The 12,091-nt window shown below is 71.5% G+C and carries 14 protein-coding genes; 4 read left to right on the plus strand and 10 right to left on the minus strand.

Annotated features, from left to right (window positions below):
• Positions 1-119 precede the first annotated feature (119 nt).
• The 9 genes from fdxA to ACZ5K7_RS28685 form a co-directional block, all read right to left on the minus strand.
• Complete coding sequence (gene fdxA, locus ACZ5K7_RS28645) at positions 120-452, minus strand: ferredoxin (protein ID WP_351705995.1); 333 nt, start codon at positions 450-452, stop codon at positions 120-122.
• A gap of 1 nt (position 453) precedes the next feature.
• Positions 454-1,476: an NAD(P)/FAD-dependent oxidoreductase gene (locus tag ACZ5K7_RS28650; RefSeq protein WP_468917638.1), complete on the minus strand. Its 1,023-nt coding sequence runs from the start codon at positions 1,474-1,476 to the stop codon at positions 454-456.
• A gap of 66 nt (positions 1,477-1,542) precedes the next feature.
• Positions 1,543-1,935: a hotdog family protein gene (locus ACZ5K7_RS28655; protein WP_468917641.1), complete on the minus strand. Its 393-nt coding sequence runs from the start codon at positions 1,933-1,935 to the stop codon at positions 1,543-1,545.
• Positions 1,932-2,453 carry an FAS1-like dehydratase domain-containing protein gene (locus tag ACZ5K7_RS28660; protein WP_468917643.1) on the minus strand — a complete coding sequence of 174 codons (522 nt, stop codon included), beginning with the start codon at positions 2,451-2,453 and terminating at the stop codon, positions 1,932-1,934. The genes ACZ5K7_RS28655 and ACZ5K7_RS28660 overlap by 4 nt, the downstream gene beginning before the upstream one ends.
• Positions 2,450-3,265: an IclR family transcriptional regulator gene (locus ACZ5K7_RS28665; RefSeq protein ID WP_468917645.1), complete on the minus strand. Its 816-nt coding sequence runs from the start codon at positions 3,263-3,265 to the stop codon at positions 2,450-2,452. The genes ACZ5K7_RS28660 and ACZ5K7_RS28665 overlap by 4 nt, the downstream gene beginning before the upstream one ends.
• A 43-nt stretch (positions 3,266-3,308) precedes the next feature.
• Complete coding sequence (locus ACZ5K7_RS28670; protein WP_468917648.1) at positions 3,309-4,178, minus strand: alpha/beta fold hydrolase; 870 nt, start codon at positions 4,176-4,178, stop codon at positions 3,309-3,311.
• Positions 4,175-5,134 carry a DODA-type extradiol aromatic ring-opening family dioxygenase gene (locus tag ACZ5K7_RS28675; protein WP_468917650.1) on the minus strand — a complete coding sequence of 320 codons (960 nt, stop codon included), beginning with the start codon at positions 5,132-5,134 and terminating at the stop codon, positions 4,175-4,177. Before ACZ5K7_RS28675 ends, ACZ5K7_RS28670 begins: the two co-directional genes overlap by 4 nt.
• Complete coding sequence (locus ACZ5K7_RS28680) at positions 5,131-6,456, minus strand: M20 family metallopeptidase (RefSeq protein ID WP_468917653.1); 1,326 nt, start codon at positions 6,454-6,456, stop codon at positions 5,131-5,133. Before ACZ5K7_RS28680 ends, ACZ5K7_RS28675 begins: the two co-directional genes overlap by 4 nt.
• 115 nt (positions 6,457-6,571) lie before the next feature.
• Positions 6,572-7,780: a Rieske 2Fe-2S domain-containing protein gene (locus ACZ5K7_RS28685; protein WP_468917654.1), complete on the minus strand. Its 1,209-nt coding sequence runs from the start codon at positions 7,778-7,780 to the stop codon at positions 6,572-6,574.
• A gap of 259 nt (positions 7,781-8,039) precedes the next feature.
• Between ACZ5K7_RS28685 and ACZ5K7_RS28690 the strand changes: the two genes are divergently transcribed.
• From ACZ5K7_RS28690 to ACZ5K7_RS28705, 4 genes are read left to right on the plus strand one after another with little or no spacing between them, the layout of a single operon-like run.
• Positions 8,040-9,041 carry an ABC transporter substrate-binding protein gene (locus ACZ5K7_RS28690; protein WP_468917657.1) on the plus strand — a complete coding sequence of 334 codons (1,002 nt, stop codon included), beginning with the start codon at positions 8,040-8,042 and terminating at the stop codon, positions 9,039-9,041.
• A complete protein-coding gene (locus ACZ5K7_RS28695) occupies positions 9,038-9,874 on the plus strand; it encodes an ABC transporter ATP-binding protein (RefSeq protein WP_468917660.1) in 837 nt (278 codons plus the stop codon). The genes ACZ5K7_RS28690 and ACZ5K7_RS28695 overlap by 4 nt, the downstream gene beginning before the upstream one ends.
• Complete coding sequence (locus ACZ5K7_RS28700) at positions 9,871-10,692, plus strand: ABC transporter permease (RefSeq protein ID WP_351705965.1); 822 nt, start codon at positions 9,871-9,873, stop codon at positions 10,690-10,692. Before ACZ5K7_RS28695 ends, ACZ5K7_RS28700 begins: the two co-directional genes overlap by 4 nt.
• Complete coding sequence (locus tag ACZ5K7_RS28705) at positions 10,689-11,642, plus strand: quinone oxidoreductase family protein (protein WP_351705962.1); 954 nt, start codon at positions 10,689-10,691, stop codon at positions 11,640-11,642. Before ACZ5K7_RS28700 ends, ACZ5K7_RS28705 begins: the two co-directional genes overlap by 4 nt.
• A gap of 50 nt (positions 11,643-11,692) precedes the next feature.
• On the opposite strand, the gene ACZ5K7_RS28710 is transcribed toward ACZ5K7_RS28705, so the two are convergent.
• A complete protein-coding gene (locus ACZ5K7_RS28710; protein ID WP_468917664.1) occupies positions 11,693-12,055 on the minus strand; it encodes a cupin domain-containing protein in 363 nt (120 codons plus the stop codon).
• Between the last annotated feature and the right edge of the window lie 36 nt (positions 12,056-12,091).

The following is a 12,091-nucleotide window of genomic DNA, read 5'->3' on the forward strand; positions in this document are numbered from 1 at the left end:
GGAGGAGTGTGAGTGGGCGATGGTATGCCCGTGTTGCGGTGCAGCTTTCGCTTGGAATTCCCTCGGCAGGCGCAGGATTGCGCCACCCATGGGGACGCAGATTTGCGCCACCCCGTCCGTCAGGCACGGTCTGCGAGGGAGTTCACGAGGGCGGTGTCGACACCCACCGGTCCCAGCCCGCTCGCCCCGCCCGGCGTGCCGAGGGGAGCCGTACGGCCGGACAGCGGCTCCTCGAAGAAGCGGCGGTTGTCGGCGCGGAACTCCGGGTCCGCCAGCCGGTCGACGGTGATCGCCTGCTCGGGGCAGGCCGTCTCGCAGGCGCCGCAGTCGATGCACTCCACCGGGTTGATGTAGAGCTTGCGCTCGCCCTCGTAGATGCAGTCGACCGGGCATTCCTCCATGCACGACCGGTCCATGACGTCGACGCAGGCCGATCCGATGACGTAGGCCATGTCAGTTCTCCTTCTCCGTGGAATGTCCGGGGAACAGTGCCGCCTCCGGATCGATGACGGTGGCCGCGTTGTTCACGGCGGTGGCGACCTCGCCGAAGCCGACGGAGATCAGCCGCACCTTGCCCGGGTAGTCGGTGATGTCGCCGGCGGCGAACACCCGGGGCAGGTTGGTGGCCATCCGGGTGTCGACGGCGATCCGTCGCGCCTGGAGTTCGAGTCCCCAGGTCTGGAGCGGCCCGAGGTCGGCGACGAAGCCGAGGGCGGCGACGACGGTACGGGCGGGCAGCAGCCGGGTGGTCTTCTCGGTACGGTGCCGGACCTCGACCCGCTCGACCCCCAAGTCTCCGTGCAGCGCGCTCACTTCGGAGTCGGTGATCATTTCGATACCGAGGGCGCGCACCTTCTCCACGCTCGCCGCGTGCGCCCGGAACCGCGCGCTGCGGTGGACGAGGGTGACGGACCGGGCGATCGGGGCGAGCAGCGCCGCCCAGTCGAAGGCACTGTCGCCGCCACCGACCACGACCACGTCATGACCGGTGTGGGCGGCCGGGTCCGGCACGAAGTACACCTGCCCGCGCCCGAGATAGCCCTCGCCCGCCGGGAGCGGCCTGGGGGTGAACGTCCCCACTCCGCCGGTGATCACAACTGCCCCGGCCCGCACGACGGTTCCCCGGTCGGTGCGGACCAGGGGACGGCCGTCGGGCCCGTGGACCAGGTCGACCGCCCGCTCCCCGAGGAGGTAACGGACCCCGTACGGCGCCGCCTGCGCGACCAGGTTGCCGACCAGGTCGCGACCGCGCACCGACGGGAACCCGGCGATGTCGAAGATGGGCTTCTCCGGGTACATCGCGCTGATCTGGCCACCGCACTGGGGCAGTACGTCCATCACGGTGACGCGCAGTCCGCGGAAGCCGGCGTAGTAGGCGCCGTAGAGGCCGGACGGGCCGGCGCCGATGATCAGGATGTCGGTGTCGGTCACCGGCGATTCGTCCGGGGCGACCGGCTCAACTGTAGGAACGCTCATGGTTCAGGAGCGTAGGAACGGGCCGCTCCGCGCCCAACGGAACCGGTCCGGCTGACGGGACGGCGGTCAGCCGAGGGCCAGTTCGACGGTTCCCGTCACGCACGGGGTGCCGTCGGCCTTGAGAACGGCCACGTCCAGGGAGACCCGCGCGCCCTCCGCGGCCCGGACGGTCGCGGTCCAGGTGAGCGGTTCGCCGGCCACGGCGGTCGTACGGTTGCGCCAGCTCACCGTCTCCAGACGGGCGCCGGGTCCGGCCCACGCCAGCGCGTGCCGGCTGAGTGTCTCGCCGTGCAGGGTGGACTGTACGACCACGTCCGGGAAGCCCTCCGAGGCCGCGAACTCGGCGTCGTAGTGGATGCGGTGGGCGTTCCAGGAGACCGCGCTGAAGCGGAACAGCTGGACGCTGCTGTGCGTGTACCGCTGCGGCGGGCAGCGGTCACCGGCGACGGGCGTGTTCATGCGGCCTCGGGGGAGTCGATGGCTTCCAGCACGACGATCGTCTCGTCGACGGCCGTCAGTTCGGTCCCGTCCGCCGAGGTGAAGCGGGTGGTGAGACCGAGCAGGACGAAGGCGCCGGACCGGCCCTGTTTGCGCTCGGCGGAGGTGACCGCGCGGGAAGCGGTGACGCGACCGCCCGCGACCGGGGCCCGGCCCAGCCGTACGGTCTGTCCGCCGTGCACCTGGCGGACCGGCAGGCCCTCGGTGCACGGGGACTCCCGGGCGGCCAGCCCGTCCGGCCGCAGGTCCCGCTCGACCGGCCCGTCCTCCCAGCTCATGGTGGCCGCGAGGAAGAGGGCGGGCGCCTCGACCGCCGCGCCCGCCGCCTCCCGTTCGCGGGCCCGGCGGAGGTAGTCGGTGTCGTTCAGCGCGGCCGCGTACCGGCAGAAGTCCTTCACGGTCGGCGTGCCGCAGTCCTCGTCCTCCCACCGGCCGACGAGGCTCCGGGCCCGCGCCAGCACCTGCTCCAGGGCGCTCACAGGGCCGACCGCAGCGAGCGGCCGATGCCCAGACCCGCGGTGCGCAGCGCGCTCGCGTGCGCGGCGGCGTCCACGCGGTAGGTCGGGGCGGTGATCGACAGGGCACCGGCCAGGGTGTCCTGCCGGCCGAAGACCGGCACGGCCATGCTCATGTAGCCGAGTCTGACCTCCTCCGCCTCGGTCGCGATGCCCTCCTCCCGGATCCGCTCCAGCTGGCCGCGCAGCCGCCCCGGAGAGGTGATGGTGTGCCGGGTGAACGGCTTCAGCCCGTTCCTGACCACCTCGCCGAACAGCGCGGCCGGGGAGAAGGCCAGGATCGCCTTGCCGGTGGCGGTGCAGTACAGGGGGAGCCGCCCCGCCACCCGGGACTCCTCGCTCAGGCCCCGGTGCGGCAGGATCTTCTCCAGGTAGACCACGTCGAGGCCGTCGTGGATCGCGAAGTGGATGGTCTCCCGGGTGGCCAGCAGGAGGTCCTCCATGTACGGCTGCGCCACCTCGCGCAGGATCCGCTGCCGGTGCACTCGCTGACCGATCTCGAAGAGCCGCAGCCCGAGTCGGTAGTCGCAGCCCGCCCGCTCCAGCAGGCCCCACACGACCAGCTCCTGGCAGAGCCGGTGCACGGTGGCCTTCGCCACGCCCGTACGGCGCACGAGATCGGCGAGCGAGAGCGACTCGTCGTCGGCGGTGAAGGCTTCAAGGATGGGCCGCACCTTGCCGAGGACGGAGTTCATCGACTCCGGCCCCAGCGACGGCCCGGTCGCGGGAGACGGGGGAGAAGGGGCCACGGCACGGATGATCGGGACGACGGTCACGGCAGACACCTCACGATCAGGAGTTACGGCTGGAATCTCACGATCAGTGACCGGACGACGACTCGGCGAGAAACGCGAGACTCAGCGGGTTGTACAGCGTGGCCTTCTCATGTTGCGGCCAGTGCCCGCATTCGGTGAAGACCTCCAACCTGGCCCCGGGAATCGCGGCGGCGATCGCCTCGGCCTCCGGGACGTCCCCGAGCGGGTTCTTGTTGCCCCACACCACCAGCGTCGGGGCCTTGATCCGCGCCATCCGCTCGGGGCGCAGCAGATTGCGCTCGCGGGCGTCGACCTCCTGGAGGGCCAGCAGGTTGTGCAGGTTCCGCTGGAACTCGGGATGGTGGTAGATCTCGTAGCGCACCCGGGTCAGCTCCTCGCCCAGGTCCTCGTCCCACTCGGCCCACAGCAGCGCCAGCCGGTCGCGCGTGTACGAGACCTCCGGCTCCAGGGCCGCGGCGCGGGTCGAGGTCTTCAGCCGCTCCATCACCGCCGGGTTGACCTTCGTACCGCCCATGCACAGCAGCTGGAGGGAGGCGACCCGGTCCGGGTGCTCGCTCGCCGCCCAGGACGACACCCAGCCGCCCAGCGACTCGCCCACCAGGTGTGCGCGCTCGGCACCCACCGCGTCGAGGTAGGCCATCAGGTGCTCCACGTACGCGGGGATCTCACCCGGCCGGTCCGGCTTGCCGGTGTAGCCGTGGCCGAGCATGTCGAGGGCGTGGCAGCGGTAGCCGGCCGCGGCGTGCGCCGGGATGTTGCGGACGAACGCCTCCAGGTGACCGGTCGTGCCGTGCAGGAACACCACGTGCTCGCCGTCCTGCGGACCGGCTTGCAGGGCGCGGGTGGTGACGTCGCCGGTCTCGACGTACGCGTGCCGGTAGTCGATGCCTGACAGTTCGGTCCAGATGCTCATGACTGCCTTTCGGTGGGGGCCTGTTGGGGGTCGAGGACGGCCACGGCCATCCCGGTGAGCCACTCGGGCATCGGCTCGTACGCCAGTCGGCGGCCGGGCACGTGGTCGAGCACGGCCGACATCAGCAGCCAGGTACGCAGCTCCTGCGCCCCGTTGCCGGCGACCTTCTCCAACTCCTCGGTGGTGTACGCGGTGATCCGCCCGGCCTCGCCGCGCTCGACGAGGGACAGGAAGCCGTCGTCGAACTCCGGGTTGAGCGCGGCCTCGGCGGCGCGGATGATCTCGCGGCGCCGGACGTCGTAGTCCTGCCAGTTCTCCCGGCCGTTCAGCCAGGCGCCGACCATGAACTCCTCGTCGTCGCCGTGCGGTTCCCGCCAGTCCGGCCAGGGCAGCCGGTGCGACAGCCCGCCCGAGCCGACCACCGCCACCCGCCGGTCCCCGGGGAAGGCCAGAACGGCGTCCCGGATCGCCCGGCCCAGTTCCTCGCAGCGGGTGAGGGTGGGCAAAGGCGGGGCGAAGACGTTGACGACGAGCGGCACGATCTCCACGTCCAGCCCTTCGAGGAGGTACTGGATCGCGTGCGACTGACCGTGGTCGATCTGGAGCCTGGCCGAGAACGCCGGGTCGAAGCGGCCGTGCTCCACCAGGGCGCCGGCGATGTGCCGGGCCAGGGGGATGTCCACCGGCTGGGGTCCCTTCGGGGTGCCCGACTCGCCGCTGGCGACGCACTCGCCGACCCCGATCGTGAAGCTCGGGATGAGGTCCAGCCAGAAGCCCCGGAAGTGATTGGAGCCGACCACGATCACCGTGTCGGGGCGGGCCGCGGCGAGTGCCTCCCGGGCCCCGTACAGCGCGTCGCGGAACCGCTCGGCCCGGTCCTTGTGGAAGGTCTCCTCCCAGTGCGTGTTCATCAGCGTGCTGTGCGAAGCGCCGACGCCCAGGACGATCTCGGTCACGGTGCTGCTCCTTCCACGTCGGCGCGGGACCGGGTGACGGTGTCGACCGCCGTACGGATCAGGTGGCGTGTCAGCTTCTCCATGGCCCGCACGGAGACGGTGTTCATGCCGCGCGCGAAGTCGATGTCGAACAGGGCGTCCGTGACCTTCGGCATGCCGACCCGGACGGTCGGGATGCCGCGCCCGCGCAGGATGTTGGCGTCGGTGGCGCCGCTGTTGCCCCGGATCACCTCGTGCGCGTGTCCCTCGAAGGCCTCCCAGCCGGCCGTCGCCGAGCGGCAGATCCAGCTCTCCGGGTCGGTCCGGGTGCCGGGGATCGCCAGGACCAGCTCGGCGGTGACGTCCGACGGCACCTTGTCCAGGGCGGCGAGGAACTCCCGCTTGGCCTGCATCGGTGTCGTGTCCGGGCCGATGCGCAGGTCCACCATGAGGGTGCACGCGGCCGGTGTCACCGCGGCCATCCGGGGCCAGCCGCCGCGTATCGAGGAGACGATGCCCTGCGGCGCGACCGTGCCGGCGGTGTGCCGGTCGGCGTACTCGACGAACCACTCCTCCAGATGCCGGGCGACCTCACCGGCGCGCGCGACGGCGTTGTCGTAGGGGAGGCGGTGGCGTGAGCCCACATAGGTGTGCGTGCCGTGGACCGTCACCTCGAACCACACGAGGCCGACCTCGTCCCAGGACACCGTCCAGCCGGGCTTGGCGATGACCGCGTAGTCGGTCCACACGCCCTGCTCCAGGAGGAACGAACAGCCCACCCCCTGACCGGTGTTGCGGCGGGTGCCGACGGGCCGGGCGTTGGTGGGCATGCCGCCCGCGCCGAAGGCCGCGACCAGGTCGCCGGTGAGCGGGATCCCGGCGAGCGCGATCGCCTCGGCGGCCATCATCACGCAGGCGGCGTGGCCCTTCGGGTTGGAGGCGCCGAGGCCGACGACCAGGTCGTCGTGGACGGTGGCCCGCGGGCGCATGTCGTCCCGCAACTCCGGCCCGATCCAGGGCAGATCCTCGCTCTTCTCGCCCACGGTCAGGGTGTCGATCGGGGCGTACAGCATGAGGTCGGGCCCGGTGCCGTCGCCGGAGAGCCGGGCCCAGGCGTTCGCCTGCCGGTCGTCCAGGGACTGGACCCGGGCTGGGCAGCCGGCGGCCGTGAGGGTGTCGGCGATGTGCGTGGCCAGCGGGGCCTCGTCGCCGGTGGGGGACGGGATGTCGACGAGCCCGGTGATCAGGTCACGCAGCCGGTCGGCGGTGACGTGTCGCCAGGCGTCGGCGACCCAGGCGGCCCGCTGGTCGTCCAGACCGGCCAACCCGTCCGCGGCGGTCACTGGTTGATCCTGTGTACCTGGGTCATCGTCGTGCGCTCGAAGCGCTTTTTCGCGAAGGGGAGTCCGATCGCGATCCCGGCTCCGATCAGCAGGGTGAGCAGTGTGCGGCCCATGGTCAGGCCTCCTTCCCTTCGGTACCCGTCGCGGCCAGCTTCTTGCCGTACTCCTCCTCGCTGAGGTTCCGCCAGGCGGTCAGCGAGATGTCGGGGCGGTAGAGCTTCTCCGGGGGTGCGTCGGTGATGTCGACCATCCACGCGTCCTGGCCGGAGAACTGGCCGTGGAACAGCCAGCGGATCGCGCCCAGGTACTTGCCGTAGAAGCGCAGGGTGTCCCAGCCCTCGGTGAAGTTGACCATCACGCCGACATAGCGGTGGTTGTCCTGGTCGACGGGGACATAGAACTCGTAGTGGATGAAGTTCGGATACGCGATGCGCAGCACGCCGGGCATCGACAGGGACGCGAAGCCGGGGAACTCCTGGGCCTCGATCGTCGGGTCGACCTTGTCGGGCTTGCCCGTGTTGCCGATGTTGAAGGTCTCCTTCGGCGGCTGGGCCTTCCACCAGCGTTTGTTGGTCCAGTGGCCGACTCCGGGGAAGTCCGCCTCCCAGTACACCTCGTCCTGCACGCGGAAGATCCAGCGGCCCTTGGCCACGACCCGGGTGATGTTCCAGGTGGGCATGGGCTTGAAGAGCCGCCACAGGGCCGTCCGGTGCAGGTACTTGGCGTGGCCCTCGTCGAAGCCGTTCTCGCAGGCGAAGCGCCAGTTGCCGCTGCGCGGGTCGATCCGGCCGCCCATCACGAAGGCGTTGGAGACGAGTTCCTCGGGCAGCTGCGAGTCGATGGGGTGCGGGTCCTCGTCGGCGAGGGGGATGTACACCCACACCATGCCGAGACGTTCCTCGACCGGGTACGTCCGCACCGAGACCTTGCCGGTCAGGCGGCAGCCGGGCCCGTCGGTGATGACCGCGGCCAGCTTGCCGGTGGGCAGGTCGAAGGTCCAGCCGTGGTACGGGCAGCTCACGGTGCCGGGGAACTGCTGGTTGCCCTCGGACAGCGGCACGCCGCGGTGCGGGCAGCGGTTGTGCAGCGCGTACGCGGTGCCGCCGTCCCGGATCAGCGTGATCTTCTCGCCGCAGATCGTGAACGGGAGCGGATCGGCGGTGATGTGGCTGGACCAGGTGACCGGATACCAGTAGCCGCGGAAGCCCGCGCCCGCGGCGTCGTAGTGCGGCCACGACTTCCAGTCCTGGCGGCCGGGCTCTCCTGCTGGCCTGCGGCGGCTCCGGACCGGGGGCGGTGTGTCGGGAGAGTCGTCGACCGTCATCGTGGGCGTCCTCCTGCTGCCGGGTGAGCTGTGAGGTGAGCATGCGGCGGGCCGGAGGATCCGCCCAAGAGACCCGGTCCGCTGAGCAGACCGCACCGCGCGGAGCGGCCGGGAGACCAGGGCCCACCTGCGCGTCCCGTTCAGCGGACCCATGTCGATGCGTGGCGGGCGCCCCCCGTTCTACGGTGCGCCAATTCCCGGGCCGCACCCCGACGACCAGCCGTAACCCGCGGACTCCCCCCGACCCCCCGAGGTGCTCATGGAGACACGGTCCACGACAAGACACCCCTTCGCAGGCCCCGCCGCCCTCGCCGTCGCGCTGCTCACGCTCACCGCGTGCAGCGCGGCCACCACCGACTCGGCGGCGGGCTCCGGCCAGAGCGCCGCGGGCCCCGCGATCCGCATCGGCGTCGGCATCGACGCCTCGTACGCGCCCTTCTTCCTCGCCGATGCCGAAGGCCTGTGGGCCAAGCACGGCGTGAACGTCGAGCTGGTCCAGTTCGGTCAGGGCAGCGAAGGCGTCAACAACCTGGTCGCCGGCCAGGTCCAGATGTCCGGAAACTCGGACAGCACCACCATCAGCATGCTGCCCCAGGACCCCGGCCTGCGGTCCTTGATGGTCTACGAGCAGTCCGGCGAGTACCTCAAGGTCGTCCTCGGCCCGAAGGTGGCGTCCCCTTCGGAGATCCGCAAGATGGCCGTGGCCCCGGGGCTGTCCGAACTCGCGGCGACCCGGTTCCTGGAGTCGAAGGGCATCGACCCGAAGTCGGTCGAGTTCGTCACCGCCGACCCGCCCGAGATCCCGGCGCTGATGAAGAAGGGTGACGTCGACGCGTACGTGCTGTGGGAGCCCTGGCCCACCAAGGGGGTCGCGCAGGGCGGCAGGATCCTGGAGAACACCGGCGCCTACGGGGTGACCTACTCCCAGTGGCTGCTCACCAGCGCCGCCTGGCTGAAGGCCAACCCCGACACCGCCACCAAGGTCGCACAGACCCTGGAGGAGGCGGCTCGGCTGACCGAGACCGACCCCGAGGCCGCGGCCCGGGCGACCGAAAAGGCGGTGAAGGTCCCGGCGGCCCAGACCCTGACCGCCATCAAGGAAATCGACTTCGGAGCCCGCGACTTCACCGCCGCCGACCTCAAGGGATACGCGGACACGGCCAGGTTCTTCGTCGACACCGGCAAGGTCAAGGCACAGCCGGACGTACCGGCGGCCGTCCAACGCGGTTGGTTCACCCAGCACTTGAAGGGATCCTCATGACGGAGGCCGTGGGGACCCACCCCCCGCAGACCGGCCGCCGTGGCGCGGCCCTGACCGCCGACGGCGTCGGCATCCGCTTCGACTCCTTCCAGGCCGTACGGAACATCTCCCTCGACATCGCCGCCGGTGAGTTCCTCTGCCTGCTCGGCCCCAGCGGCTGCGGCAAGTCCACGCTGCTGTCCGCCATGGCGGGCTTCGTGACCGCGGACGAAGGCACCCTCAGCGTCGGCGGTTCCCCGATCACCGGCCCCGATCCGGAGCTGGGCATGGTCTTCCAGAGCAGCGAGGCGCTGTTCGACTGGATGACGGTGCGTCAGAACGTGGCGTTCGGCCCACGGATGCGCGGTGCCTCCCGCGCGGAACAGGCGAAGCGCGCCGACGAGTACCTGGGCCTGGTGGGGCTGCGCCACTGCGCGGACCGCTTTCCGGGGCAGCTCAGCGGTGGCATGCGCCAGCGCGTGCAGATCGCCCGGGTACTGGCCAACGAACCGGGCGTCATGCTGATGGACGAGCCGTTCGGGGCGCTCGACGCGCAGACCCGGCAGGTGATGCAGGAGGAGACCGACCGCGTCTGGCGCGCCTCGGGCTGCACCGTCGTCTTCGTCACCCACGACATCGACGAGGCGATCCTGCTGGCCGACCGGATCGCCGTCATGACCGCGGGCCCGGCGGCCTCGGTGAAGTCCGTGTACCCGGTGGACCTGCCGAGGCCCCGGGACGAGGACGATCCGGCCGCCGTCGAACTGCGCCGCCGGCTGCGGGAGGACATCGGCGAAGAGGTCCGCAAGGCGCTGCGCGACCAAGGGCTCGACACCGAGGAGGACGACCGATGACCGTCGCGACGGCTGCCGCCACCGGCAGGGCGGAAAGCGGCAGACGCCCGGCCTGGGCGAGCGTACGACGGCTGCGCACGCTCGGGATGTACACCCTGTCCGTCCTCGTCGGCCTCGGCGTCTGGCAGCTGCTGGCGATGCGGTACGGCTCCTCGCTGGTCGCCTCCCCGAGCGAAACCCTCAGCGCCGCACGCCAGTTGGCGGCGGACGGCACACTGACCAACTCGATCGTCGCCTCCAGCCGGCGGATCCTGATCGGCTGGGGGCTCGGCGTCCTCGTCGGCGCACCGGTCGGTCTGCTCGTCGGGCAGGTCCCGGTGGTACGCCAACTCCTGGAGCCCTACATCGAGTTCTTCCGGTTCATCCCGCCGGTCGCCTTCGTGACCCTGGCGGTGGTGTGGCTGGGCATCGGCGAGTCGTCCAAGGTCGTCCTGATCTTCTACACGGCCGTCTTCATCGTCACGGTGAACACCAGCGCCGGGGTGCTGGCCGTGAGCGAGTCGAAGCTGCGCGCGGCGCAGAACCTGGGCGCGAGCCGCCGGCAGATCCTCCAGGGGATCGTGCTGCCCTCGACCGTGCCGCACATCGTCACCGGTGCGCGCCTCGCCATGGGCAACAGCTTCCTGACCATCGTCTCCGCCGAGATCGTCGCCTCCCGGGTCGGGCTCGGGTCACTGATCTGGACCTCCCGCAACTACGGGCGGATCGACTGGGTCTTCGTCGGCATCATCACCCTCGGAATCCTCGGGTTCGTCTTCGACCGCGTCCTGCGGATCGTCGCGTCCCGCGTCCTGCGTCGATACGGAGTGAAGCTGTGACCACCGGTATGTCCCGGGCCCTGGTCCTGGAGAACTTCGGTTCCCTGCCCCGCCTGGTGGAGCGCCCGGTGCCGGAGCCCCGGCCCGGCCACACCCTCGTACGGATGCGGGCGGCCCAGGTGGGCCACCTCGACCTGAACGTCGTGGACGGCAGATTCGGGATCCTTCCGGACCTGCCCGCGGTACCGGGCACCACAGGATGCGGGGTCGTCCTCGCCTCGGACACCCACCCCGAGGGCAGCCTCGTCCGGCTCGGCGGGAAGGGCCTCGGCCTGCGCCGCGACGGCTGCTGGGCCGAGCACGCGCTGGTGCCGGACGCCGCCGTGGAGGCGGTCGCCGAGGGCACGGACCCCGCCCTGGCGTGCAGTTGGTTCTCCCCGGCCGGTACCGCGTGGGCGGCGGTGCACACGGTCGCCGCCGTACGACCGGGCGAGCGGGTCCTGGTGACCGGCGCGGCCGGTGCGGTCGGGGCGCTGACCGTGCAGGTCGCCGCGCGGGCCGGGGCCGAGGTGGTCGGCGTGGTCGGCCGGCCGGCCAAGCTGGGTCACGTCCCGGCTCCCGCCAAGCCCGTCCTCGCCGCCGAACTGTCCGCGGAGTCGGCGGGCGGGCAGGTCGACGTCCTCATCGACACGGTGGGCGGCCCGGTGCTGCGGGACGCCCTCCCGCTGGTCCGTCCGCGGGGCCGGGCCGCGCTCGTCGGCTACACCGCCGGACGCGAGTTCACCGTGGACCTCGCGGACTTCCTGCTGGCCGACGTGTCCGTGCTGCCGGTGAACCTGATGTCGCGGGGGAAGGAGGTCGCCGCCGACGCGGAGGGTCTGCTGACCGACCTGCGGTCGGGGGCGCTGACCCTGGAGATCGAGCGCCACGGCCTCGACGGACTGGCGGAGGCCGCCGACCGGCTCCGGACCGGCGAAGCGGTCGGCAAGGTGGTGCTGGACCTGGACTGAAGGGCCCCGGCGCCGCACCGGCGCCACCGACGCGCACCCGGCTCCGACGCTCAGGGCGCCGCTCCGCCGGCCGGGTCGGGGTAGGTGATGACAAGCATCGTCACCCCGTCCTCGGAGGTCCAGGGCCCGTGCGGCATGCCGGGCGGGCGGCACGCGTACATGCCGGCGGTGAAGGTCGTGTCCAGCGTGAGGTCGTGCAGGGTTCCCGACAGGAGGTGGACCTCCTCCCAGAAGCCGTGCCGTGTCACGCCCTGGGCGGACGTGTCGGTGCCCGGCGCCCACCGCACGAGCGCGGTGCGGGCGCCGGTGGCGGGGTCCTCGGCCAGGGTCTGTTCCTGTACGCCGGGGGCGGCTCCCGCAGGTGTGGTCCAGGGCGCGTCGGGCCGGTGGAACTCCAGCTCGGGCTTGCTCATCGGCACACCTCCGGTCGCACACTTCCTGGCCAGTGA

It is taken from the genome of Streptomyces sp. NPDC031497, from assembly GCF_055580905.1.

Bases quoted from the DNA above. Each gene is read 5' to 3' on its own strand.
- ACZ5K7_RS28690 (WP_468917657.1), top strand. From the start codon at position 8,040: ATGGAGACACGGTCCACGACAAGACACCCCTTCGCAGGCCCCGCCGCC.
- fdxA (WP_351705995.1), bottom strand. From the start codon at position 452: ATGGCCTACGTCATCGGATCGGCCTGCGTCGACGTCATGGACCGGTCG.
- ACZ5K7_RS28695 (WP_468917660.1), top strand. From the start codon at position 9,038: ATGACGGAGGCCGTGGGGACCCACCCCCCGCAGACCGGCCGCCGTGGC.
- ACZ5K7_RS28650 (WP_468917638.1), bottom strand. From the start codon at position 1,476: ATGAGCGTTCCTACAGTTGAGCCGGTCGCCCCGGACGAATCGCCGGTG.
- ACZ5K7_RS28710 (WP_468917664.1), bottom strand. From the start codon at position 12,055: ATGAGCAAGCCCGAGCTGGAGTTCCACCGGCCCGACGCGCCCTGGACC.
- ACZ5K7_RS28670 (WP_468917648.1), bottom strand. From the start codon at position 4,178: ATGAGCATCTGGACCGAACTGTCAGGCATCGACTACCGGCACGCGTAC.
- ACZ5K7_RS28685 (WP_468917654.1), bottom strand. From the start codon at position 7,780: ATGACGGTCGACGACTCTCCCGACACACCGCCCCCGGTCCGGAGCCGC.
- ACZ5K7_RS28700 (WP_351705965.1), top strand. From the start codon at position 9,871: ATGACCGTCGCGACGGCTGCCGCCACCGGCAGGGCGGAAAGCGGCAGA.
- ACZ5K7_RS28655 (WP_468917641.1), bottom strand. From the start codon at position 1,935: ATGAACACGCCCGTCGCCGGTGACCGCTGCCCGCCGCAGCGGTACACG.